This window comes from Ideonella alba, assembly GCF_018069875.1.
GTDB lineage: Bacteria > Pseudomonadota > Gammaproteobacteria > Burkholderiales > Burkholderiaceae_C > Ideonella > Ideonella alba.
In genome coordinates, this window is record NZ_JAGQDF010000010.1 from 85,533 (window position 1) to 109,375 (window position 23,843).

24 protein-coding genes are annotated in these 23,843 nt (G+C 69.9%); 11 read left to right on the top strand and 13 right to left on the bottom strand.

Annotation, left to right across the window (positions count from 1 at the left end; all coding sequences use genetic code 11):
- Nucleotides 1-3: 3 nt before the first annotated feature.
- Nucleotides 4-2,136: a PAS domain-containing sensor histidine kinase gene (locus KAK07_RS16860; RefSeq protein ID WP_210854376.1), complete on the bottom strand. Its 2,133-nt coding sequence runs from the start codon at nucleotides 2,134-2,136 to the stop codon at nucleotides 4-6.
- Entirely contained in the window at nucleotides 2,136-3,500 is a 1,365-nt protein-coding gene (nosR, locus tag KAK07_RS16865) for a response regulator c-di-GMP phosphodiesterase, NosR family (protein WP_210854375.1), read from the bottom strand. The genes KAK07_RS16860 and nosR overlap by 1 nt, the downstream gene beginning before the upstream one ends.
- Nucleotides 3,501-3,616: 116 nt before the next feature.
- Between nosR and upp the strand changes: the two genes are divergently transcribed.
- A complete protein-coding gene (gene upp, locus KAK07_RS16870) occupies nucleotides 3,617-4,258 on the top strand; it encodes a uracil phosphoribosyltransferase (RefSeq protein WP_210854374.1) in 642 nt (213 codons plus the stop codon).
- On the top strand, nucleotides 4,255-4,590 hold the full coding sequence (locus KAK07_RS16875; RefSeq protein WP_210854373.1) for a hypothetical protein: 336 nt from the start codon (nucleotides 4,255-4,257) through the stop codon (nucleotides 4,588-4,590). Before upp ends, KAK07_RS16875 begins: the two co-directional genes overlap by 4 nt.
- A 6-nt stretch (nucleotides 4,591-4,596) precedes the next feature.
- On the opposite strand, the gene KAK07_RS16880 is transcribed toward KAK07_RS16875, so the two are convergent.
- From KAK07_RS16880 to KAK07_RS16925, 10 genes are all read right to left on the bottom strand, one after another.
- On the bottom strand, nucleotides 4,597-5,121 hold the full coding sequence (locus KAK07_RS16880; RefSeq protein ID WP_310738589.1) for a chromate transporter: 525 nt from the start codon (nucleotides 5,119-5,121) through the stop codon (nucleotides 4,597-4,599).
- The gene (locus tag KAK07_RS16885) at nucleotides 5,118-5,693 is read right to left on the bottom strand and encodes a chromate transporter (RefSeq protein ID WP_210854371.1); all 576 of its coding nucleotides are present in this window, start codon (nucleotides 5,691-5,693) and stop codon (nucleotides 5,118-5,120) included. Before KAK07_RS16885 ends, KAK07_RS16880 begins: the two co-directional genes overlap by 4 nt.
- Complete coding sequence (locus tag KAK07_RS16890; protein ID WP_210854370.1) at nucleotides 5,686-6,873, bottom strand: MFS transporter; 1,188 nt, start codon at nucleotides 6,871-6,873, stop codon at nucleotides 5,686-5,688. Before KAK07_RS16890 ends, KAK07_RS16885 begins: the two co-directional genes overlap by 8 nt.
- The gene (locus KAK07_RS16895) at nucleotides 6,870-7,877 is read right to left on the bottom strand and encodes a D-2-hydroxyacid dehydrogenase family protein (protein ID WP_210854369.1); all 1,008 of its coding nucleotides are present in this window, start codon (nucleotides 7,875-7,877) and stop codon (nucleotides 6,870-6,872) included. The genes KAK07_RS16890 and KAK07_RS16895 overlap by 4 nt, the downstream gene beginning before the upstream one ends.
- A 36-nt stretch (nucleotides 7,878-7,913) precedes the next feature.
- Complete coding sequence (locus KAK07_RS16900) at nucleotides 7,914-8,336, bottom strand: hypothetical protein (protein WP_210854368.1); 423 nt, start codon at nucleotides 8,334-8,336, stop codon at nucleotides 7,914-7,916.
- Nucleotides 8,314-8,793: a hypothetical protein gene (locus KAK07_RS16905; protein WP_210854367.1), complete on the bottom strand. Its 480-nt coding sequence runs from the start codon at nucleotides 8,791-8,793 to the stop codon at nucleotides 8,314-8,316. The genes KAK07_RS16900 and KAK07_RS16905 overlap by 23 nt, the downstream gene beginning before the upstream one ends.
- A gap of 109 nt (nucleotides 8,794-8,902) precedes the next feature.
- The gene (gene nth / locus KAK07_RS16910; protein WP_210862123.1) at nucleotides 8,903-9,529 is read right to left on the bottom strand and encodes an endonuclease III; all 627 of its coding nucleotides are present in this window, start codon (nucleotides 9,527-9,529) and stop codon (nucleotides 8,903-8,905) included.
- Nucleotides 9,529-10,419, bottom strand: a complete 891-nt coding sequence (locus tag KAK07_RS16915; RefSeq protein ID WP_210862020.1) for a DMT family transporter — start codon at nucleotides 10,417-10,419, stop codon at nucleotides 9,529-9,531. The genes nth and KAK07_RS16915 overlap by 1 nt, the downstream gene beginning before the upstream one ends.
- Complete coding sequence (gene rsxB / locus KAK07_RS16920) at nucleotides 10,416-11,096, bottom strand: electron transport complex subunit RsxB (protein WP_210862124.1); 681 nt, start codon at nucleotides 11,094-11,096, stop codon at nucleotides 10,416-10,418. The genes KAK07_RS16915 and rsxB overlap by 4 nt, the downstream gene beginning before the upstream one ends.
- 133 nt (nucleotides 11,097-11,229) lie before the next feature.
- Nucleotides 11,230-12,708 (bottom strand): polyhydroxyalkanoate depolymerase, encoded by a 1,479-nt coding sequence (locus tag KAK07_RS16925; RefSeq protein ID WP_210862022.1) that lies wholly within the window; start codon nucleotides 12,706-12,708, stop codon nucleotides 11,230-11,232.
- A 363-nt stretch (nucleotides 12,709-13,071) separates the two neighbouring features.
- Here KAK07_RS16925 and KAK07_RS16930 point away from each other — a divergent pair, with 363 nt between their 5' ends.
- Nucleotides 13,072-14,577, top strand: a complete 1,506-nt coding sequence (locus KAK07_RS16930; protein WP_310738587.1) for a methyl-accepting chemotaxis protein — start codon at nucleotides 13,072-13,074, stop codon at nucleotides 14,575-14,577.
- 64 nt (nucleotides 14,578-14,641) lie between these two features.
- On the opposite strand, the gene KAK07_RS16935 is transcribed toward KAK07_RS16930, so the two are convergent.
- Nucleotides 14,642-15,838, bottom strand: coding sequence for an amino acid aminotransferase (locus tag KAK07_RS16935; RefSeq protein WP_210862024.1), 1,197 nt, complete (start codon nucleotides 15,836-15,838; stop codon nucleotides 14,642-14,644).
- 144 nt (nucleotides 15,839-15,982) lie between these two features.
- On the opposite strand from KAK07_RS16935, the gene uvrB reads away from it, so the two are divergent.
- The 8 genes from uvrB to hscA all read left to right on the top strand — a co-directional run bounded on the left by uvrB (nucleotide 15,983) and on the right by hscA (nucleotide 23,842).
- The gene (uvrB, locus tag KAK07_RS16940) at nucleotides 15,983-18,091 is read left to right on the top strand and encodes an excinuclease ABC subunit UvrB (RefSeq protein WP_210854363.1); all 2,109 of its coding nucleotides are present in this window, start codon (nucleotides 15,983-15,985) and stop codon (nucleotides 18,089-18,091) included.
- The gene (locus tag KAK07_RS16945) at nucleotides 18,088-18,564 is read left to right on the top strand and encodes a low molecular weight protein-tyrosine-phosphatase (RefSeq protein WP_247661130.1); all 477 of its coding nucleotides are present in this window, start codon (nucleotides 18,088-18,090) and stop codon (nucleotides 18,562-18,564) included. Before uvrB ends, KAK07_RS16945 begins: the two co-directional genes overlap by 4 nt.
- 125 nt (nucleotides 18,565-18,689) lie before the next feature.
- Entirely contained in the window at nucleotides 18,690-19,223 is a 534-nt protein-coding gene (iscR, locus tag KAK07_RS16950; protein WP_210854362.1) for a Fe-S cluster assembly transcriptional regulator IscR, read from the top strand.
- Nucleotides 19,224-19,277: 54 nt separating this feature from the next.
- The gene (locus tag KAK07_RS16955) at nucleotides 19,278-20,501 is read left to right on the top strand and encodes an IscS subfamily cysteine desulfurase (protein WP_210854361.1); all 1,224 of its coding nucleotides are present in this window, start codon (nucleotides 19,278-19,280) and stop codon (nucleotides 20,499-20,501) included.
- A 28-nt stretch (nucleotides 20,502-20,529) separates the two neighbouring features.
- On the top strand, nucleotides 20,530-20,925 hold the full coding sequence (iscU, locus tag KAK07_RS16960) for a Fe-S cluster assembly scaffold IscU (RefSeq protein WP_210854360.1): 396 nt from the start codon (nucleotides 20,530-20,532) through the stop codon (nucleotides 20,923-20,925).
- 4 nt (nucleotides 20,926-20,929) lie between these two features.
- Entirely contained in the window at nucleotides 20,930-21,253 is a 324-nt protein-coding gene (iscA, locus tag KAK07_RS16965; RefSeq protein WP_210854359.1) for an iron-sulfur cluster assembly protein IscA, read from the top strand.
- 200 nt (nucleotides 21,254-21,453) lie between these two features.
- Nucleotides 21,454-21,972, top strand: a complete 519-nt coding sequence (gene hscB, locus KAK07_RS16970; protein ID WP_210862026.1) for a Fe-S protein assembly co-chaperone HscB — start codon at nucleotides 21,454-21,456, stop codon at nucleotides 21,970-21,972.
- Nucleotides 21,973-21,985: 13 nt separating this feature from the next.
- A complete protein-coding gene (gene hscA / locus KAK07_RS16975; protein ID WP_210862028.1) occupies nucleotides 21,986-23,842 on the top strand; it encodes a Fe-S protein assembly chaperone HscA in 1,857 nt (618 codons plus the stop codon).
- The last annotated feature ends 1 nt before the right edge of the window (nucleotide 23,843 follow it).

Consider the following 23,843-nt stretch of genomic DNA (forward strand, 5'->3'; position numbering starts at 1 on the left):
GCCTCAGCTCCAGGCGGGGGGCTGGCTGCCGGGCGGCACCGACTCGGGACCGGCGATCGGCACCCACACCCTGAACGCGCTGCCCACGCCCGGTGTCGAGCGCACCTGGATCGCGCCGGCATGGCGCTGGACGATCGAGAAGGCCAGCGACAGGCCCAGACCCGTGCCCTTGCCGACCTCCTTGGTCGTGTAGAAGGGCTCGAAGATGCGTCGGCGCACCTCGTCCGACATGCCGCAGCCGGTGTCGTCCACCTGGATCCAGGCCCAGGCGTCCTGGGTGCCGCTGGACAGCGTGATCGTGCCGTGGCCGCTGATGGCGTGCGAGGCGTTGACGATCAGGTTCATGAAGACCTGGTTGAGCTGGCCTGCCAGGCAGCGCACCGCCGGCAACGAGCCCAGGGACTTGACCACGTCGGCCTTGTACTTGACCTCGTTGCGCACCACGTTCAGCGTGGATTCCAGGCCGGCGTTGAGGTCGGCCTCCTGCCATTCGGACTGGTCGACGCGGGAGAAATCCTTCAGGTCCTGGACGATCTTCTTGACCCGGCTCAGGCCATCGGCGCTCTCGTCGAGCAGCTGCGGCAGGTCCTCGCGCAGGTAGTCGATCTCGATCTCGTCACGCATCTGGCGCACCGGGTCGAGCAGCGGCTCGTTGGGCAGCTGGTCGATCGCGGCCTTGCCGGTGTCCACCAGCCGCAGGATGTCGTTGACGTACTGGCGCAGCGTGTTCAGGTTGGAGCTGACGAAGCCGATCGGGTTGTTGATCTCGTGGGCCACGCCCGCGGCGAGCTGGCCGATCGAGGCCATCTTCTCGGACTGCAGCAGCTGGTTCTGCGCTTCCTCGAGCTTGCGGTTGGTGTCGCGCACGCGCTCGAACTGCTCGCGCAGCTCGTCCTGGGCGGCGCGCACCTCGGTGCGGTCCTGCACCATCCACCAGGAGCCCCACTCGGGGTCCTTGGGGTCGGGCATGAAGGCGTTCATCTGCACCCAGATGCGCTCGCCGTCAACACGGCGCAGCCACTGCTCCTGGTGCGTGGGCCGGCCGGCCAGCAGCTCCGGCCCGGCCACAGCCAGGAAGGACTTGAACTCGGCCGGGCTGCCGAACAGCGACGGTGTGTCGCGGCCCACCGCGCTGCCCTCGGCCATGCCGAACATCTGCTCCATCGCCCGGTTGCAGCGCTCGATGCGGTGCGCACGCACGTAGCTGACACCGATCGGCGCGTTGTCGACGAAGGCCTCCAGCGCCTGCATGCTGGCTTCCAGCTCCTGCGAGCGTGCCTCCACCAGCAGCTCGAGCTGGTTGCGGTGGCACATCAGCTCTTCCTCGGCCTGCTTGCGGGTGGTGATGTCCTGCATCGACCCGACGGCGCCAATGATCTCGCCCTGGGCGTTGCGCAGCGGCGCCGCGGTGAAGAAGATCCAGCGCCCGGTCTCGCCCAGATCGCCGAAGAAGGCCTCGACCTCGCAGAAGCCCGGCACCAGCTTGGACGGCTGGGCGGCCTCGCCGTAACGCGCCATCAGCTCGGGGCCACTCAGGCCGTCCACCACCAGGTCGGCCATCAGGGGGCGCTCGGTGGGGTAGAAGGCCCGCCAAGTGTCGGTGCGGCCGATCATCTCATGGGCCGGCTTGCCGGTCAGGCTGGCGCAGGCGGCGTTCCAGTGGGTGACCCGGTGGTTCATGTCCAGCACGAAGGTGGCCAGCGGGGCGTGGTCGACGATCTGACGCAGCATGTCGCTGAGGCCGAACAGGCTGCTCTGCACATGGTGGATGTCGGAGTGGTCGATGCAGGTCAGCAGCACCGTCGGCTGGCCGCCCAGCACGACCAGGCGCTGGGTGATCTCGACCTGGCGCTCGCTGGCGTCGCGCGTCAGCAGGGTGCTGGCCAGCGCGGGGGTTTCCTGTCCGGCCAGGCTGGCCCGGGCGGCGGCCTGCAGTGCGGCGCGGTCGGTCTCGACCAGCAGCTGGGCGGCCGGCAGTGCGCGCAGTGCGTCCTCGTCCAGGCCACTCAGGCGCTGCAGCGCGGTGTTGGCAGCCAGCAAGGCGTCGCCGCGGTGCAGCGCGGCGGGCACCGGCAGGGCATCGATCAGGCTGCGCGCGAGCAACTCGTCGGCAAAGGGCAGGTGCAGGTCGCTCATCAGGAGGTGGCCACGGCGGGCAGGGCCGGGCGGACGAAGTGCGGGGTGCTGGACTCGGCACGGATGAACAGGCTCAGGCGCAGGCCCTCGCGCTGGGCGAACTCGTTGACCTGGCGGATCACCCGTGGCTCGAACACATAGCCGGCGGCCAGCAGGATGGCGCCCTTGGACGACAGCAGGTCACGCGCCAGCACCATGCCAGGCTGCAACTCGCGCACGTCGACCTTGCGGTCGGTGTTGATCTCGCGGGCCTGCTCGGCCAGGGCCTGTTCCAGCGCTTCCACCACCCGGGGGTCGTAGCGGGTGCCGGCGCTGCCGCGCAGGGACTGCATCGCGGCATCCGGGCCGTAGGCGTTTTCGGTCAGGCTGCCCGTGACCATGCCGTCGTAGTCGCTGGCCGCGGCGATGATGCGGGCGCCCAGGACGATCTCGTCGCCCACCACGCCGTCCGGAAAGCCCTTGCCGTCGTAGCGTTCGTGGTGCTGGCGCACCATGCGCGCCACGCCGTGCATCTTGGCCAGCGGCATCAGGGCGGCCTCGCCGTCCAGCGGGTGCTTGCGGTAGCGGGCCAGCTCTTCGGGGTTGTAGACCGACACCGGGCGGCGCAGCATGCCGTCGGGGAAGCCCATCTTGCCCAGGTCGTGCAGCAGCGCGGCGAGGTAGACGTCCTCACGGTCACGTTCGGACAGCCCCAGCTTGATGGCCACGCGGCGCGACAGGTCGGCCACCCGTCGGCCATGGCCGGCCATGCCGCCCTCGCGGGCCTCCATCAGGCCGGAGAAGAGGTTGACGGCCAGCTTGAAGTTCTCGTTGAGCTCCTCGTAGGCCTTCTCGAGCATGTCGTTGATCTGCTCGATCTCGGCGGTGCGGGCTTTGACCCGGGCCTCGAGGCTGGCGTTGAGCTGGCGCAGTTCCTCGTTGCGGCGGGCGTTCTCGGCCGACAGCTGGCGGTTGCGCCGCTCCAGGCCCTGGCGTTCCAGCGCCTGGCGCACGATCAGCAGGATGTCCTGGTCGTCCCAGGGCTTCTGGATGTATCGGTGCAGCTCGCCGCGGTTGATCGCCTGCACGGTGGACGAGATGTCGGCGTAGCCGGTCAGCAGGATGCGCACCGCTTCGGGGGCGGGCTCGCGCGAGGCCTCCAGGAACTGCGCGCCGTCCATGCCGGGCATGCGCATGTCCGAGATGATCAGGTCCACCGGCGCCTCGCGCAGCAGCGCCAGCGCCTCGGCCCCCGAGGTGGCCTGCTGCAGGCGGTAGCCATGCGGGCGCAGCAGCCGGCGCAGTGCGCTCAGCACCGAGGGCTCGTCGTCGACCAGCAGGATGCTGGCGGCGGGCAGGGTGGTGTCGTCGGTCGAGGTCGGCATGATCGCGATCTGGTGCGGCTCAACGCGGTCATCGACCGATCCGGCGACCACTTTAGGGCCACAATCCGGCGCAGGCGGCCGGCCCGGCCGCCGCTGCCCCCCGGATCCACGCCGCCATGCCCGTCATTGCCGTTCCCCACCCGCTGGTCCGCCACAAGGTCGGACTGCTGCGCGAAGCAGACATCTCGACCAAGAAGTTCCGCGAGCTCACCGGCGAGCTGGCCCGCCTGCTGGCCTATGAGGCCACGGCCGACTTTCCGCTGGGCAAGGTGACGATCGACTGCTGGAGCGGACCGGTCGAGGTGGACCAGATCGCCGGCCGCAAGGTCACGGTGGTGCCCATCCTGCGCGCCGGCCTGGGCATGCTCGACGGCGTGCTGGACATGATCCCCAACGCCAAGGTCAGCGTGGTCGGCCTGGCGCGCGACCACGAAACGCTGCAGCCGGTGAACTACTTCGAGAAGTTCGTCGGCCACCTGGACGAGCGCACCGCGCTGATCATCGACCCGATGCTGGCCACCGCCGGCTCGATGATCGCCACGATTGACCTGCTCAAGCGCCGCGGCTGCAAGGACATCCGCGCGCTGGTGCTGGTGGCGGCGCCGGAGGGCATCGCGGCGCTGGAGAAGGCCCATCCCGAGGTGCGCTGCTGGACCGCCTCGATCGACAGCCACCTCAACGAGCACGGCTACATCATCCCCGGCCTGGGCGATGCCGGCGACAAGATCTTTGGTACCAAGGACGAGGACACCCGATGAGCAAGGCCCTTGCGCTGGCCCTGGTGGCGCTGCTGGCTGTGGCCGGCTGCACCCAGGAAAAGCAGAACCAGATCAAGCGCGAGATCCAGAACTGGACCGGCACCGACGGCGTGCTGGAGATCTACGCCGGCAACCAGGTGGTCAAGCGCTTCCTGAAGATCGACAAGCTCAGCACCGCACTGGGCACCGACGACAACCTGCCGCGCCACTACCGCTTCGGCTACGGTGTGCTCGACGAGAACCTCAACGGCAAGGTCGACGAGGGCGAGAAGCGGGTGTATTTCGAGCTGGGCGATTATGTCCAGTACGTCTTCTTCGACAACCCGCACTGAGCCCGCTCAGACCCAGCCCAGCGCGCCCGCCAGCGCGCCGGCCGCGATCGGCCACAGCGGGTTGAGCTTGGTGCGCCAGGCCAGCAGCACCGTGCCCAGCACCAGCAGCCAGGCTGCCGGTTGCTGCAAGGTGGGGCGCGCCAGCAGCCAGCCGGTGGCCAGCACCAGGCCCAGCGTCACCGGCGCCAGGCCGGCCACGAAGGCGCGCACGCCGCGGGTGTCGCGGCGGCGCGAGCCCCAGCGCGAGACCACCAGCGTCAGCACCGTGCTGGGCAGCAGCATGCCGCTCATCGCCGCCAGCGCGCCGGCCAGCCCGGCCACGTTGTAGCCCACCACGGCGACGAACAGCAGGTTGGGGCCCGGCGCGGCCTGGGCCAGGGCCACCGAGCCGGTGAAGTCGGCATCGCTGAGCCAGCCGTGTTCGATCACCACATGGCGGTGCAACTCGGGCACGGTGGCCACCGCGCCGCCGATGGCCAGCAGCGACAGCGTCAGGCAGTGCAGGAACAGCCAGGGCAGGGTGTCGATCACCGGTCGTCCTCCTGTCCCAGGCGCCACCAGGCCAGGCCCAGACCCAGCAGGCCCACCAGCGGCAGCACCGCCACCAGCGGCCAGCGCAGCACGCCCACCAGCAGCAGCGTCAGGGCCGCCAGCGGTACCCACAGCGCGCGGCCCAGCGGGTTGCGCGCCAGCGTGGGCAGCAGCTTCAGGCCCATGGCGAAGATCAGGCCGGCCGACACCGCCCCCATGCCGCGCACTGCGCCCACCACCGCCGGCTGGTCGGCCAAGCCCTGGTACAGCGCCGCCAGCGCCAGGACCAGGGCCGTGGGCACCACCAGCATGCCGGCCACCGCCGCCAGCGCGCCGCGCAGGCCGAACCAGCGGTCGCCCACCATCAGTGACAAGTTCACCACGTTCGGCCCGGGCAGCACCTGGCCGACGGACAGCAACTCGGCGAACTCGGCGGCCGTGAGCCAGCCCAGGCGGTCGACCAGTTCGCGCTGGGCGATCGGCAGCACCCCGCCGAAACCCATCAGCGATAGCCGGGTGAAGGCCAGGAAGACATCCCGCAGACCCCGCGGGCGGGCACGGGCTTCAGACATGGGTCGGGTCCCGGGCGATGCGTCGGGACACCCAGTGGCTCAGCGCCATCGCGGCCAGCATCCAGGCCAGCGCGATCCAGTGCAGGCGCACATAAGGGGGCTGACCGGCCGCCAGGCTGGCCGCCACCACCGCGCCGCCGCCGCCAGCGCCCAGCGCCTGGCCCAGGTAGATGGCCGAGGTGTTCAGCGCCATCAGCGCCGGTGCCAGCGCCGGAGCCGCCTGGCTCAGCCGGGCCTGCTGGGCCGAATTGCTGGCGAAGCCGGTCAGCGCCCAGGGCAGCAGCACCAGCGGCATCAGCCACAGCTGGCCGGCCAGCGGCCACAGGGCCATGCTCAGGGCCATGCCCGCCAGCGACCAGGCCACCGCACGGCCGGCGCCGACGCGGTCGACATGGCGGCTCAGCAGCACATTGCCCAGCAAGCCGAAACCGCCGAACCAGAAGAAGAGGGCACTGATCTGCGCCGCGTCCGCCTGCAGCACCTGGCGGTAGAAGGGCGCGAAGTAGGCGAACAGCGTGAACTGGCCGGAGCCCGACAGCGCGGTGACCGCCACCATGGCCATCAGCACCGGGTGGGTCAGCAGCTCGCGCCACTGGTCCAGGCCCAGGCTGGGCGGGCGCACGCCTTCGGGCACCGCGCGCCAGACCGCCCAGGCCGACAGTGCCGACAGCAGGGTCACCAGCCCGAAGGCCCAGCGCCAGCCGAAGGTCTCGCCGATGAAGCTGTGCAGCGGCATGCCCAGCACCGAGGCCACCGACCAGCCCAGGAAGACGAAGGTGATGGCCCGGCCGCGTCGCTCGGGCGGCGCCATCCAGGCGATCGCCGCGGCGGCCTGCGGCGTGAACACCGCGGCGGCCAGCACCGACAGCGCCCGCACCGGCAGCAGCGCCGCGTAGTCGGGCATCAGCGCGCTGGCGGCGTGGCCCAGCGCGTACCAGGCCAGGGCCAGCGCCAGCAGGCGCCGGCGGTCCCAGCCCGCGCACAGCGCGGCCAGGATCGGCGCGCCCAGCGACATGGCCAGCGCCGCCACCGTGATCAGCTGCCCGGCGGCGGCCACGCTGACCTGCAGCGAGCGCGTCAGGTCGTTCAGCGAGCCGGCCACCACCATCACGCCGCAGCCGATGGCGAAATTGCCGGCCAGCAGCGACCAGCTGGCCCGGCGCAGTGCGGCGTCGCTCACCGCAGGACCTTCAGCGCCTCGGGGTTGACGATGTTGGTCGGCGTGCCTTGGACGAAGTTGACGACGTTGTCGAACGCCGCCCCGAAGTACTGCTCGTAGCTGTCCTGCTCGACATAGCCGATGTGCGGCGTGCAGATCGCGTTCTCCAGGCGCAGCAGCGGGTGGCCTTGCAGGATCGGTTCGGTCTCGAAGACATCGACAGCGGCCATGCCGGGCCGCCCACGGTTGAGCGCCGCCACCAGTGCGCTGTCCTCGACCAGCTCGGCGCGCGAGGTGTTGACGAACAGGCTGGTCGGCTTCATCCGCGCCAGGTCGGCCGAGGTGACCAGGTGGCGCGTGGTGTCGGCCAGGCGCAGGTGCACGGTGAGCACGTCGGACTGCTCGAACAGCGCCTCGCGGGCTTCGAACACGCCGTAGCCATCGTCGCGGGCGCGCTGGCGGCTGTCGCCGCTGGCCCAGACCCGCACCTCCATGCCGAAGGCGCGGCCGTAGCCGGCGACCAGCGCGCCGATCTTGCCGTAGCCCCAGATGCCCAGCACCTTGTCCTTGAGCAGCATGCCCAGGCCGAAATTGGGCGGCATCGACTGCGACTTCAGCCCGGCCTGCTGCCAGGCGCCATGCTTGAGGTTGCCGATGTACTGGGGCAGGCGGCGCATGGCCGCCATGATCAGGGCCCAGGTGAGCTCGGCCGGCGCGTGCGGCGAACCCACGCCTTCGGCCACCGCGATGCCCAGCCGCGTGCAGGCGGCGACGTCGATGTGCGGCCCGACACGGCCGGTCTGGGCGATCAGGCGCAGGCGCGGCAGCTTCTCCAGCAGCTGGCGGTTGAAGGTGGTGCGCTCGCGGATGGCGACCAGGACCTCGGCGTCGCGCAGCCTCACCGACAGCTGGCCCAGGCCCTTGACGGTGTTGGTGAACACCTTGGCCTGCAGATCGTTCAGCTTGGTCGCGCAGCGCAGCTTGCGCACCGCATCCTGGTAGTCGTCAAGGATGATGATGTTCACGTCCCCGATTGTGCACCGGGGACGCGGGCCGACCGCTCAGCGCAGGGGCATCTGGCGCGTGTTGCGTGCGGCGTCCAGGCTGGGCATGGGCACACCCGCCGGGGGCACACCGGGCATCAGGTGCGAGCTGCCGAAGGCCTGGGGGAAGACGCCATCGATCGCGCGGTAGAGCTCGGCGCGCAGGGCCAGTGCGTCGGCGCTGTTGCCGGACTGGGCGGCCAGCACCGGGCCGCGCAGCAGCCACAGGTCCATCGGGTCGGTGGCCAGGCGGACCTTTTCCTGCAGCCATTGGCCCTTGCGGTCCTGCAAGGGCTCGACGGCCCGCATGAACATGGTCTTCAGGTCGACAAAGGCGCGGCGGGCAGCCAGCCGGGCCAGGCGGTCACCGGGCAGGCCGGCCAGCGCCGTGGCGACGATGGCGGCATCCGAGCCCGTGTCAGGCAGCGTGGTCGTGTCCATGGGGAAGCGCGCTCCGTTGGGCCACAGCCCGGGTGTCGACAGGAAAGTGGCGGTTCACCGCGACCAGGCGGCGTTCGGCCTCGCGCTGGTCCAGGTGGCGGGCGATCAGGCCGTAGAGCTCGGCGCGCAGATGCCACAGCTCGCGCAGCGAGCGGGCATGGGCGGCGCGCTGGCGCAGGTCCTGGGCGTCGCGGGTGAGCAGGCCGTTGAGGGCGGTGCAGAAGTCCTGCCGGGCCAGCGTGAGCTTGGGTCCGGGGTGGGGTTCCGCGGTCTGGGCGTCCTCGCGCAGCCACTGCCACAGCGATTGCCAGACCGAATCGGCCTGCCCCCAGCGCGCCGGTGGCCGGACATCCATCCGGGCCAGGGTGCTGGAAGGCGCGGTGGCCGGGCGCCAGCCCATCAGGCGGGCCAGCCAACGGCCTGCGGGCGCGGAAGGGGTGGGGGTACGGCGGAACATGGGCTCATCGTGACAGCCCGGTGCCGCCGCGATGGCCGGAAAAGCCAGCCCGGTGGCGGTCAGTTCATGCCGTCGTCACACGGCGGCGGGCGTGGCCCGGCCGTGCGCATCACAGGCCGCGGCGCTCGCACACCGCATGCACCTGGCAGCGGCTGCACTGCGGCGACCGCGCGGTGCAGACATAGCGCCCGTGCAGGATCAGCCAGTGGTGGGCGTCGACCCGGTAGGCGGGCGGCACGCGTTCGAGCAGGGCCTGCTCCACCGCCAGCACGTCCTTGCCGGGCGCCAGCCCGGTGCGGTTGGAGACCCGGAAGATGTGGGTGTCCACCGCCATCGTCGGCTCGCCGAACGCGACATTGAGCACCACGTTGGCGGTCTTGCGGCCGACGCCGGGCAGCGCCTCCAGGGCCTCGCGACTGCGCGGCACCCGGCCGCCGTGCTGCTCGACCAGGATGCGGCACGTGGCGACCAGGTTTTTCGCCTTGGTGCGGAACAGGCCGATGGTCTGGATGTGCCGCTCGACCTGCTCGACCCCCAGCGCCAGCATCTTTCCGGGCGTGGGCGCGCGGGCGAAGAGGGCGCGCGTGGCCTTGTTGACGCTGACGTCGGTGGCCTGCGCCGACAGCAGCACCGCGGCCAGCAACTCGAACACGTTGGTGAAGGCGAGTTCGGTCTCGGGATGCGGGTTGGCCCGCTGCAGCGTGGCGAAGAAGGTCTCGACCTGGGCGGGCGTCATCATCGGCGGCGGGCGGCAAGCAGGGGGTGGAGCTGGACCAGCAGGATGCTGCCCAGGATGGTGGCACAACCGGCCAGGCCGGCCGGGCCCAGGCGGTCGCCCATCAGCCAGGCGCCGAACAGGGCGGCGAACAGGGTCTCGGACGACAGCAGGATGGCCGCATCGGCCGGCGGCGCATGGCGCTGGCCCACCACCTGCAGCGTGAAGGCCACGCCCACCGACAGCACGCCGGTGTAGGCGATCGCGCCGGCGGCCACCCGCAGGCCGTCCCAGCTGACCGGCTCCAGGGCCAGTCCGGCGGCGGTGGCCACCAGACCGCAGACCAGGAACTGCGCGCAGGCCAGCAGGTAGGCGCCGCGCATGCGGTTGGCGACGCGGCCCACCCACAGCACATGGAAGGCCCAGGGCAGGCTGCTGGCGATCACCCAGGCGTCGCCGCGGCCGATGTCCAGCGTGGCGCCGCCGGCCAGCAGCCAGGTGCCGGTCAGGCAGCCCAGCGCGGCGGGCCAGACGATCCAGTCGGGACGTTCACGGTGCACCAGCCAGGCGATGATCGGCACCAGCGGTACGTACAGGGCCGTCAGGAAGCCGGCGTTGGTGACCGTGGTGGCCATCAGGCCGAACTGCTGCATCACCACGCCGGCGGTCAGCAATGCGCCCAGCAGGCCCACATGGCGCCACTCGCGGGCACCGGGGCGGTGGTCCCGGGCGCGCAGCTGGCCCCACTCGCGCCAGGCCAGCGGCGCCACCACCGCAGCGCCCAGCAGGAAACGCAGGCCGGTGAAGGCCAGGGGACCGACACCGTCCATGCCCAGCACCTGCGCGACGAAGGCCGAACCCCAGATCACCGACGCCAGCAGCAGAAGGCCATTGGCCTGCCAGCGCGTCATCCGCCACCGTCCTGGCGGGCCTTGGCACGGGCCATGGCGGCTTCGATCACGGCGCGCTTCCTGGCCAGAACGTCGGGGTCGGTGTGCAGCGACTGGTTCTCCAGGTCGGCCAGCTTGTGCGCCGCCTTGGCGGCCAGCCGGGCGTCGTTCTCCTGCTTGTCGCGCACGACGCGGAACTGGTGGAAGGCGTAGCGCTGGCGCGCCTGCTGGGCCAGCTCGGGGCTCCAGGCGTCCCAGCCGGTGCGGGGCGTGGTGACGGCCTCCATCGAGATGCAGTCCACCGGGCAGGCCGGCACGCACAGCTCACAGCCGGTGCAGTCGGCTTCGACGATGGTGTGCATGCGCTTGGAGGCGCCCAGGATGCAATCGACCGGGCAGGCCTTGATGCACAGCGTGCAGCCGATGCACCAGGCCTCGTCGATCACCGCCACGGCGCGCGGCCGCTCCGGGCCATGCTCGATGTTCAGCGTGATCACCGGCCGTCCGGTCACCTCTGACAGCCGGGCAATCCCCTGGGCACCGCCGGGCGGGCACTGGTTGATCGCCGCCTCGCCGGCGGCGATCGCGTGGCCGTAGGTGGCGCAGTCGCGGTAGCCGCAGCGGGTGCACTGGGTCTGCGGCAGGACGGCATCGATGCGCCGCGCCAGCGCCTGGCCGGCGTCGTCGAGCGGGGGCAACTGGTCGCGGCCGATCGGGGCCGGGGGCAGGCCGGAAACAGGCGGGGCCGCGTCAGGCGCGGCCCCGTGGGGGTCTGGCAGGTTCACGCACCGGATTATCCCGCGAGCCGCGGGCGCCCGGGCTTGACGGCACTCAGCCGCGTGCGGTCTTGCGCGTGGCCTTGGCGGGGACCTTGCGAGGCGCTTTGGTGGCAGGCTGGGCGCTGGCCTGGACAGCCGGCTGGGCCGGCGCCGCCAACTCGGCCGGCTTCACGGTCGCCGGCCTGGAACGCTTGGCGGCAGGCTTGGCGACCTTCGTCGCCGCTGGCGTGGCCGCCGGTGTGGCAGACGGCTTGGCCGGCTTGCGGCCGGGCAGGTCCAGCTTGTTGGCGTCCTCGTTGAAACGCTGTATGAAGCGGCGGACCTCCGGGTAGACCATCTCGCGCCAGCGGCGGCCCGAAAAGATGCCGTAGTGGCCCGCGCCGGCCACGTCATAGTGGAACTGGCGCTCCTTGGGGATGCCGGTGCACAGCTCATGCGCGGCCTTGGTCTGGCCGGCGCCGGAGATGTCGTCCAGCTCGCCTTCCACCGTCAGCAGCGCGGTGGTGCTGATGTCGGCCGGCTGCACCGTGGTGCCCTTGACCACCCAGGTGCCGTTGACCAGGGCGAAGTCCTGGAACACGGTCTTGATGGTTTCCAGGTAGTACTCGGCGGGCATGTCCAGCACGGCGTTGTACTCGTCGTAGAACTGGCGGTGCGAATCGACCGAGTCGTCATCGCCGCGGACCAGGTCCAGGAAGTAGTCGTAGTGCGAGTTCAGGTGGCGGTCGGGGTTCATCGCCACGAAGCCGGTGTGCTGCAGGAAGCCGGGGTAGACACGGCGGCCGGCGCCGGGGAAGTTCGGCGGCACGCGGTAGATGACGTTGTTCTCGAACCAGGAATGGCTCTTGTTCATCGCCAGGTTGTTGACCGCGGTGGGCGACTTGCGGGCGTCGATCGGGCCGCCCATCATGGTCATGGTGCGCGGCGTGGCTTCGCCGTGGGTGGCCAGCAGCGACACCGCGGCCAGCACCGGCACCGTGGGCTGGCAGACCGAGATGACATTCACCTCGGGGCCGATGTGACGGATGAACTCCTGCACATAGGCGACGTAGTCGTTCAGGTGGAACGGGCCCACCTCGGTGGGCACCATGCGGGCGTCGGTCCAGTCGGTGATGAACACCTTGTGGTCCTGCAGCAGGCTGCGCACGGTGTCGCGCAGCAGCGTGGAGTGGTGCCCCGACAGTGGCGCCACCACCAGCACCAGCGGGTGCTGCTTCATGTCGGCCAGGGCGGTGGGGTCGTCGGTGAAGCGCTTGAAGCGGATCAGGCGGCAGAAGGGCTTGTCGATGACCACCTGCTCCTGCACCGCGACGTCGACGTTGTCGACCTTGACCGTCTTGATGCCGAACTCGGGCTTCTCGTACTCCTTGGCCAGACGGTGCATCAGGTCCAGGCCGGCGGCCACGCGCTGGGCCATCGGGGTGTGGGTGAAGGGCGACAGCGGGTGGCTGTACAGCTTGGCCGAGGCGCTGGCGAACTCGGAGAACGGTGCCATCAGGGCACGCTGGGTTTCGTAGAGTTGATACAGCATCGCGGTGGCTCCAGGAATGACTTGAGAGACGTCAAGGGTCGGACGGCATGATGCACCCGCCTCGCTGAGAGGACGCTGACATCCAAGGCTCTATTGTGCACTGCAGCATGGTTCAGTGGCGTACGTGTCTCTCCGCACAGTGACATCCCCGATGCTGCGATGGGACGCGCAGCGGGAATCCACCGAAAAAACCCGCTGAACTGTCCCGTTCTGGTGCAGTGCCGGCCCGCCGGAGGGAACTGCCCCGCTGCGGCGCCGCATTTCCGGGCTTCCGGGCGGCCGGCTTCGGCCACCATCCTGCACGCAACGTGGCCAGCCGCCGATCAGGCTGCAGCGGCGTCGACACACTGCAGGAGACGGTTTGTGAAGATCACCTGGCGCTGGCCCGTGGGGCCGATCACCTCCCGGGGCAAGATGGCCGCCATCATCCGGGGTGCGGTGCCCTTGAACACCTCGGTCAACCCGCTGAGTGCACTGGGCCGCACGCTGGGCCGGTTCCTGGCCCGCATCCGCGAGCTGGTGCTGATCGCCCGCGGTGGCAGCATCCGCACCGCGATCAATGCGGCCCATCTGAAGAAGCACGTGGACCTGAGCGCCCAGCGCGCCGGTCAGCAGCGTGAGGATGCGCAGGCACTGGCGGTCTCGGCGCAGCGGGTCACCGAGCTGTCCGGGCTGGTCGAGTGCGGCGCGCAGGAGATTGCCGACATGTCGGGCCGCAACCTCAGTGCGGCCGTCCAGTCGATGGACGAACTGGAGCGGGTGCGCGCTCGCATGAGCGAGATCGAGGCGACCGTGGCCACCTTCGCCGGCACGGTGCGCGAACTGGCCGAGGGCGCCAAGGCGATCGAGAGCATCGGCGGCGTCATCCAGGGCATCGCGATGCAGACCAACCTGCTGGCGCTGAACGCCGCCATCGAGGCCGCGCGGGCCGGCGAGGCCGGGCGCGGCTTCTCGGTCGTGGCGCAGGAGGTGCGCGGCCTGGCCGCCCGGGTGAATGCCGAAACGCGCGAGATCAGCGAACGCAGCGCCCGGATGATCCAGTTGGTGGAATCGACCACCGTGGGCACACAGCAGATCCGCGAGGGCGTGGAGCATTCGGTGGGTGAGGTCGGCAGCACTGCCGACCGCTTCGGCCATTTCATGCGCGATTTCCGGGCGATGACCAGCACCGTCGAGCAGATCGCCGGCTCGATCCAGGACCTGGCCAGCGTCAACCGCGAGATGAACCAGCGCATCGAGGCCGTCGCCGGCTCGGCCGAGCAGGTGCACCGGCTGATGGACGACGCCGCCCACCGGGTGGATGAGCTGCGCCTGGGCACCGAGGACATGCAGGGCGTGCTGGCCGAATTCCGCACCGGCGGCACCACCTTTGACGAGCTGGTGCAGGCCACCACCCGGCTGCGCCGCGACGTGGCGGAGGTCCTGCGCCGCCACGGTGCCAAGGGTCTGGACGTGTTCGACCGGCGTTACCAGCGGATCGAGCAGTCCAACCCGCCGCGTTTCCACACCAGCTACGACCAGGCGGTGGAGGCCGAGCTGCAGGCGCTGTACGACGCCGTGCTGGGCTCGCTGGGCGGCTGCGTCTATGCGCTGGCGGTGGACGCCCAGGGCTACGCCCCGGCGCACAACAAGGTGTTCTCCCAGCCCCCCACGGGCGATCCGGCGCAGGACCTGCTGCGCAGCCGCCACAAGCGCATCTTCGACGACCCGGTGGGGCAGAAGCTGGCGGCGAACCAGAAGCCCTTCCTGTTCCAGACCTACCTGCGCGACACCGGCGAGGTGATCAACGACATGTCGATGCCGATCTTCCTGGGCGACCGCCACTGGGGTGCGGTGCGGGTGGGCTTCGACAGCAGCCGCCTGTCCTGAACCTCCCGGCGTCCACGAAAAAGGCCCCGCGATGCGGGGCCTTGGTCCGTCAGGGCCAGCGGGTTCAGAGCACCTTGGCGATGGCCTCGGCAACGTAGCCGATGTTCTTCTCGTTGAGCGCCGCCACGCAGATGCGGCCCGAATCGACGCCATAGACGCCGAACTCGCTGCGCAGGCGCTCCATCTGGGGCTTGCTCAGGCCCGAGTAGCTGAACATGCCGCGCTGGCCGGCGATGAAGGACATGTCCTGCTGCACGCCCGCGGCCTTCAGGCGCTCGACCAGGGCCACGCGCATCGCCTTGATGCGGTTGCGCATGCCCGCCAGCTCCTGCTCCCACTGGGCGCGCAGCGCCGGCGTGGTCAGCACGGTGGCCACGACCTGGGCGCCGTGGGTGGGCGGGTTGGAGTAGTTGGTGCGGATGACGATCTTCAGCTGGCTCAGCACCTTGGCCTGCTCGTCCTTGCTGGCGCAGACCACGCTGAGCGCACCGACACGCTCGCCGTAGAGCGAGAAGCTCTTGGAGAACGAGGTGGAGACGAAGAAGTCGATGCCGGCGTCGACGAACTGCTGGATCACCGCGCCGTCTTCGGCGATGCCATCGCCGAAGCCCTGGTAGGCCATGTCCAGGAAGGCCACCAGGCCCTGGGCCTTGACCACCTCGACCACCTGGGCCCACTGGGCCGGGGTGATGTCGTAGCCGGTGGGGTTGTGGCAGCAGGCGTGCAGCACGACGATGGTGCCGGCCGGCGAGCCCTTCAGGCAGGCCAGCATGCCCTCGAAGTTGACCCCGCGCCGGGCGGCGTCGTAGTAGGGGTAGGTGTCGACCGTGAAGCCGGCGTTGGTGAACAGCGCGCGGTGGTTTTCCCAGGACGGGTCGCTGATCAGCACCTTGGCGCCCGGGTTGACCTTCTTGAGGAAGTCGGCGCCGACCTTCAGGCCGCCGGTGCCGCCCAGGGCCTGCACGGTGGCCACACGGCCGGCGGCCAGCAGCGGGCTGGCGTCGCCGAAGACCAGGCCCTGCACCGCCTTGTCGTAGGCGGCGATGCCGTCGATCGGCAGGTAGCCGCGGGCGCGGGCGGCCTCGATCAGCTGCTGCTCGGCGGCCTTGACGCAGGCCAGCAGCGGCAGTTTGCCGTTCTCGTCGGTGTAGACGCCGACGCCGAGGTTGACCTTGGCCGGATTGGCGTCGGCGTTGAATTGTTCGTTCAGACCCAGGATCGGGTCGCGCGGGGCCATTTCGACGGCGGCGAAGAGCGACATGCGTTGCCTCTGAAGGTGCGGGAGCGGGCGGGGGGACAGCGGCCCCGGCATCGAACGGCCGGATGCGCTACGCTGTCAGGTTCGCTCGCGGGCCGGCAGGCCCTTGAGCGGCGTCATTTTATCCGCAGCCCCGGGAATACCCCCATGACCGATGTGCACGAGGTGGATGCGCCGGCCGAAGGCCAGTTCGTCAGCTTCCCCGATTCGCCGTTCCAGCTGTTCCAGCCCTACCCGCCGGCGGGCGACCAGCCCACGGCCATTGACCAGCTGGTGGAAGGGGTGCAGGACGGCCTGGCCTGGCAGACGCTGCTGGGCGTGACCGGCTCAGGCAAGACCTTCACCATGGCCAACGTGATCGCCCGCCTGGGCCGCCCGGCCATCGTGTTTGCGCCCAACAAGACGCTGGCGGCCCAGCTGTACGCCGAGTTCCGCGAGTTCTTCCCGAAGAACGCGGTGGAGTACTTCGTCAGCTACTACGACTACTACCAGCCCGAGGCCTATGTGCCGCAGCGCGACCTGTTCATCGAGAAGGACAGCGCGATCAACGAGCACATCGAGCAGATGCGGCTGTCGGCGACCAAGAGCGTGCTGGAGCGACGCGACACCATCGTCGTGGCCTCGGTCAGCGCCATCTACGGCATCGGCAAGCCCGAGGACTACACCCAGATGCGTTTCATCGCCCGGGTGGGCGACAAGATCGGCCAGCGCGATGCGATTGCCCAGCTGGTGCGCATGCAGTACACGCGCAATGACGTGGATTTCTCGCGTGGCAGCTTCCGGGTGCGCGGCGACACGATCGATGTCTTCCCGGCGGAGCACTCCGAGCTGGCGGTGCGGCTGGAGCTGTTTGACGACGAGATCGAGTCCCTGAGCCTGCTGGACCCGCTGACCGGCCGGGTGCGGCAGAAGATCCCGCGCTTCGTGATCTACCCCTCCAGCCACTACGTGACGCCGCGCGAGCAGGTGCTGGCGGCGATCGACGGCATCAAGGCCGAGCTGCGCGAGCGGGTCGACTTCTTCGTCAAGGAGGGCAAGCTGGTCGAGGCGCAGCGCATCGAGCAGCGCACCCGGTTCGACCTGGAGATGCTGCAGGAGGTGGGCCACTGCAAGGGCATCGAGAACTACACCCGCCACCTCAGCGGCGCCAGGCCGGGCGATCCGCCGCCCACGATGGTCGACTACATGCCCAAGGACGCGCTGATGTTCCTGGACGAGAGCCATGTGCTGATCGGCCAGTTCGGCGGCATGTACAACGGCGACCGGGCCCGCAAGTCCACCCTGGTGGAGTACGGCTTCCGGCTGCCCAGCGCGATGGACAACCGGCCGCTGAAGTTCGACGAGTTCGAGCAGCGCATGCGCCAGTGCATCTTCGTCTCGGCCACCCCGGCCGATTATGAGAAGACCCACGCCGGCCAGGTGGTCGAGCAGCTGGTGCGGCCCACCGGCCTGGTCGATCCGCTGGTGGAGGTGCGCCCGGCCGGCACCCAGGTCGACGACCTGCTGCAGGAGATCCGCCTCACCACCGACAACGGCGAGCGGGTGCTGGTGACCACGCTGACCAAGCGCATGGCCGAGCAGCTGACCGACTACCTGACCGAGAACGGTGTCAAGGTGCGCTACCTGCACTCGGATGTCGACACGGTGGAGCGGGTCGAGATCCTGCGCGACCTGCGCCTGGGCCACTTCGACGTGCTGGTGGGCATCAACCTGCTGCGCGAGGGCCTGGACATCCCCGAGGTCTCGCTGGTGGCCATCCTCGACGCCGACAAGGAAGGCTTCCTGCGCGCCGAGCGCAGCCTGATCCAGACCATCGGCCGGGCGGCGCGCAACGTCAATGGCCGCGCCATCCTGTACGCCGACCGCATCACCGACTCGATGCGCCGGGCGATCGACGAGACCGAGCGCCGCCGCGCCAAGCAGATCGCCTACAACGAGGCCAACGGCATCGTCCCGCGCGGCATCCGCAAGCAGGTGCGCGACCTGATCGACGGCGTGGTGGCCGACAAGTCGGGCGCCGACGACCTGCGCCTGGCCCAGCAGGCGGCCGAGGTCGAGGCCTTGTCCGAGAAGGACCTGGGCAAGCGCATGAAGGCCCTGGAAAAGCAGATGCTGGAGCATGCGCGCAACCTGGAGTTCGAGAAGGCGGCGCGCATCCGCGACCAGCTCGCGCTGCTGCGTGAGCAGGCCTGGGGCGGCGGTGGCGGCCATGACAGCAACGTGGTGCCCCTGGTGGCCCAGGGGGGCAGCCGATGAGCGGCAAGGTGCGTGTGCTGATGGTCTGCACGGGCAACATCTGCCGCTCGCCCACCGCCGAGGGCGTGCTGCGGGCGCTGGCGGCGCAGGCCGGCTGGCGCCAGCGGCTGGAGGTGGACTCGGCCGGCACCACCGCCTACCACGTGGGCGAGCCGCCGGACGAGCGCAGCCAGGCGCATGCGCTGCGCCGCGGCTACGACCTGTCGGCCCAGCGGGCACGACAGGTACAGGACGAGGATTTCCGCCGCTTCGACTGGATCCTGGCCATGGACCGCGGCCACCTGCGCGAGCTGCGCGACCGCGCGCCGGTGCTGGTGCACGACCGGATCCGGCTGCTGCTGGACTTCGCACCCGGTCTGGCGGGCCGGGACGTGCCGGACCCGTATTACGGCGGCGCCACCGGCTTCGAACAGGTGCTGGACCTGGTGGAAGAGGGCTGCCGCGGCTTCCTGGCCGAGGTGGCCCGGCGATGAATGCGGTGGGGCAGGGAACTTTCTGGCGCCAATCTCGACAAAAAGACTCGGGTTCCTCTATAATTGAGCAAATCACTCGGGTTCATCGGGCCCCCCCGCTGAACCCGGGCCGACTGGAGATTGACATGCGACTGACCACCAAGGGCCGCTTTGCGGTGACCGCCATGATCGACCTGGCGCTGCGCTCGACCAACGGGCCCGTGGCCCTGGCGGCCATCAGCCAACGCCAGCAGATTTCGCTGTCCTACCTGGAGCAGCTGTTCGGCAAGCTGCGCCGCCACGAACTGGTGGAAAGCACCCGTGGCCCGGGCGGCGGCTACTCGCTGGGTCGCAAGGCCGACGAGATCAGCGTGGCCGACATCATCGTCGCGGTGGACGAGGCCCTGGACGCCACCGGCTGCGGTGGCAAGGAAAACTGCCAGGGTGACGATTCCGGACGCTGCATGACGCACGAGCTGTGGACCAACCTGAACGCCAAGATGATCGAGTACCTCGATTCGATCAGCCTGAAGAAGCTGGTCGATGAGCAGCTGGCCAAGGGCATCTCGATCGAGGAAGCACCGATCAAGCGTGCGATCAGCAGCACGCCGGTGGTCAAGCCGATCAAGGTGACGGCGCCGAACTCGGTGTTCGCGCTCGGCAACGCCTTCTCCAAGTAAAACCAATTCCCCTTTGAGACGGCTGCGGCCCACCGGGCCGGCCGCCGCTTCGCCATGGACATGACCCCGCACTTCCCGATCTACCTGGACTACGGCGCGACCACGCCGGTCGACCCGCGCGTCGTCGACGCGATGATCCCCTGGCTGCGCGAGCACTTCGGCAATCCCGCCTCGCGCTCGCACGCCTGGGGCTGGGAAGCCGAGGAAGCGGTGGAAAAGGCGCGTGGCCAGGTGGCCGAGCTGATCGGCGCCGACCCGCGCGAGATCGTCTGGACCAGCGGGGCCACCGAGTCCAACAACCTGGCGATCAAGGGGGCGGCGCACTTCTACGGCCCCACCAAGGGCAAGCACCTGATCACCGTGAAGACCGAGCACAAGGCCGTGCTTGACACGGTGCGCGAGCTGGAGCGCCAGGGCTTCGAGGCCACCTACCTGGATGTCCAGGCCGACGGCCTGCTGGACCTGGATGCCTTCAAGGCGGCGATCCGCCCCGACACCGTGCTGGCCTCGGTGATGCTGGTCAACAACGAGATCGGCGTGATCCAGGACATCCCGGCGATCGGCGCCATCTGCCGCGAACACGGTGTGCTGCTGCACGTCGACGCCGCCCAGGCCACCGGCAAGGTGGCGATCGACGTCAAGTCGCTGCCGGTCGACCTGATGAGCCTGGCCTCGCACAAGACCTACGGTCCCAAGGGCATCGGCGCGCTGTATGTGCGCCGCAAGCCGCGCGTGCGCCTGGAAGCCCAGATGCACGGCGGCGGCCACGAGCGCGGCCTGCGCTCGGGCACGCTGCCCACGCACCAGATCGTCGGCATGGGCGAGGCCTTCCGCATCGCCCGTGAGGAAATGGCCGGCGAACACGCCCGCATCCAGGCGCTGCATGACCGCCTGGTCAAGGGCCTGTCCGACATCGAGCAGACCTTCATCAACGGTCACCTGACGCAGCGGGTGCCGCACAACCTGAACATCTCCTTCAACTTCGTCGAGGGCGAGTCGCTGATCATGGGCGTCAAGGGCCTGGCGGTGTCCTCGGGCTCGGCCTGCACCTCGGCCAGCCTGGAGCCCAGCTACGTGCTGCGCGCGCTGGGCCGCTCGGACGAACTGGCGCACAGCAGCCTGCGCATGACCATCGGTCGCTTCACCACCGAGGAAGAGATCGACTATGCGGTGACCGTGCTGAAGGACCGCGTGGCCAGGCTGCGCGAGCTGTCGCCGCTGTGGGACATGTACAAGGACGGCATCGACATCTCCACCATCCAGTGGGCGGCGCACTGAGCGCACCAGTCCAACCAGGAGTACCGACATGGCATACAGCGACAAGGTCATCGACCACTACGAGAATCCCCGCAACGTCGGCGCCTTCGACAAGGGCGACGAGACCGTGGGCACCGGCATGGTGGGCGCGCCCGCCTGCGGCGACGTGATGAAGCTGCAGATCAAGGTCAACGCCGACACCGGCCTGATCGAGGACGCACGCTTCAAGACCTATGGCTGCGGCTCGGCGATCGCCAGCAGTTCGCTGGTCACCGAGTGGGTCAAGGGCAAGACCCTGGACCAGGCCCTGACCATCAAGAACACCCAGATCGCCGAGGAACTGGCGCTGCCGCCGGTGAAGATCCACTGCTCGATCCTGGCCGAGGACGCGATCAAGGCGGCGGTCGACGACTACCGCGCCCGTCACGGCGCCAAGGCGGACTGATCCGATGGCTGTCACCCTGACCGAGGCGGCTGCCCGTCACGTCACCCGCTACCTGGCCCGGCGTGGCAAAGGGGTGGGCGTGCGGCTGGGCGTCAAGACCACCGGCTGCTCGGGCCTGGCCTACAAGCTGGAGTACGCCGACGATGTGGCGCCCGAGGACATCGTCTTCGAGGGCCACGGCGTGAAGGTGCTGATTGACCCGAAAAGCCTGCCGTACCTTGACGGCACCGAGCTCGATTTCGTCCGCGAGGGCCTGAACGAGGGCTTCAAGTTCCACAACCCGCGCGAGAAGGACCGCTGCGGCTGCGGCGAATCGTTCCGCGTCTGACCGACAATAGCTGCCTGGTCCGCCGGGGCGCCGCGCCTGTCGCCGCGCCCTTTTTCGTGCCTGATACCCATGCGTCCCTGTCTGTCCTGCCTGTCTCTGCCGCCCCAGGGCCCGAATCTTGCGCCGCTGTTGCGCAGCCGGGTCGGTGCGCTGTGGCAGGACGCCGGCCTGTTCGAGAACCCCCATTCGCGACGCCGGTCATGAAACTCCAGGACGACGACTTCACCCTCTTCGGCGTGCCCGCCACCTTTGCGCAGACCCGCGCCCAGCTCGACGAGCGCTGGCGCCAGCTGCAGGCCCAGGTGCACCCGGACCGTTTTGCCGCCGAGGGCACGGCCGCCCAGCGCGTGGCCATGCAGTGGGCGGTGCGCGTCAACGAGGCCTACGCCCGCCTGAAGGACCCGCTGGCACGCGCCCAGTACCTGTGCGAGCTGCGTGGCGCGCCCATCGACGCCGAGCGCAACACCGCCATGCCCGCCGCCTTCCTGATGCAGCAGATGCAATGGCGCGAGGCCTTGGACGAGGCGCGTGACCTGGCCGCGGTCGAAGCGCTCGACGACGACGTCGCCCGCCACGAGCGCGCCTTGTTCGATGACCTGGCGCGCCTGCTGGACGAGCAGGGCGACGCCGCCGCGGCGGCGCAGCAGGTGCGTGCACTGATGTTCGTCCAGCGTTTCCGGGCCGACCTGTCGCGGCGGCTCGAAGCCCTGGACCCCTGATTCCTGTTTCCCGATGGCACTGCTTCAGATTTCCGAACCCGGCCAGGCGCCGGACCCGCACCAGCGCCGCATCGCGGTGGGCATCGACCTGGGCACGACCAACTCGCTGGTGGCCTCGCTGCGCCATGGCGTGGCCGAGTGCCTGCCCGACGATCAGGGCCGGCTGATGCTGCCCTCGATCGTGCGCTACCTGGGCGAAGGTCGGCGGCAGTTCGGCTGGGAGGCGGCTGCGCACCAGGCCGAGGACCCTGAGAACACCATCGTCTCGGTCAAGCGCTTCATGGGTCGCAGCCTGGCCGACATCGCCGGGGCGGCCAAGCTGCCCTACCGCTTCGTCGATCAGCCCGGCATGCTCGCGCTGCAGACCCGCGAAGGCGTGAAGTCGCCGGTGGAGGTGTCGGCCGAGATCCTGGCCACGCTGCGCCAGCGGGCCGAGGACACCTTCAACGATGACCTGTACGGCGCGGTGATCACCGTGCCGGCCTATTTCGACGACGCCCAGCGCCAGGCCACCAAGGACGCCGCGCAACTGGCCGGCCTGAACGTGCTGCGCCTGATCAACGAGCCCACCGCCGCGGCCGTGGCCTACGGCCTGGACAACGCGCTGGAGGGTCTGTACGCCGTGTACGACCTGGGCGGCGGCACCTTCGACATTTCACTGCTGCGCCTGACGCGCGGGGTCTTCGAGGTGGTGGCCACCGGCGGCGATGCCGCGCTGGGCGGCGACGACTTTGACCAAGCCATCGCCGACTGGGCCCTGCACCAGGCCGGCCTGGCCGTCGGCACGGCGGGCGACCGGCGGGCGCTGCTGGTGGCGGCGCGCGCCGCCAAGGAAGCATTGACGGCCGCGGACCAGACGGAGCTGGTGGCTGAACTCTCCACCGGCCGCCTGGCCCTGCCGCTGAACCGCACGCAGTTCGACCTGCTGACGCGGCCTTTGGTCGACCGCACGCTGGCGGCGGTGCGCAAGGTACTGCGCGATGCCCGCGTCCAGCGCGACGAGGTGCAGGGCGTGGTGATGGTGGGCGGCTCCACCCGCATGCCGGCGGTGCGCACCGCGGTGGGCGAGTTCTTCGCCCGCGAGCCCCTGACCAACCTGAACCCCGACGAGGTGGTGGCGCTGGGCGCCGCCATCCAGGCCAATGCGCTGGCCGGCAATGCGCAGGACGGCGAACTGCTGCTGCTGGACGTGATCCCGCTGTCGCTGGGCCTGGAGATGATGGGCGGCCTGGTGGAGCGCGTCGTCGAGCGCAACAGCACCATCCCGGTGGCCAAGGCGCAGGACTTCACCACCTTCAAGGACGGCCAGACGGCCCTGGCCGTGCATGTGGTGCAGGGCGAGCGCGAACTGGTGGCCGACTGCCGGTCCCTGGCGCGCTTCGAACTGCGCGGCATTCCGCCGATGGCGGCGGGGGCGGCGCGCATCCGCGTGACCTTCCAGGTGGACGCCGATGGGCTGCTCAGCGTGTCGGCGCGCGAACAGACCAGCGGGGTCGAGGCCGCGGTGCAGGTCAAGCCCAGCTATGGCCTGGCGGATGAGCAGATCGCCCGCATGCTGCAGGACGGCTTTGCCAGTGCCGAGGCCGACATGCAGGCCCGCACCCTGCGCGAGGCCCAGGTCGAGGCCGAGCGCATGACGCTGGCCACCCGCGCCGCGCTGGCCGCCGATGGCGAACTGCTGGACGGCGACGAGCGCGCCGAGATCGAACACCTGCTGCAGCAACTCACCGAGACGGCCCGCGGCACCGACGCTGCCGCCGTGACCGCGGCCACCGAAGCCCTGGCCACCGGCACCGAAGCCTTTGCCGCCGCACGCATGAACCGCGGTATCCAGGCGGCGCTGACCGGTCAGCGCATCGACAACCTCTGAC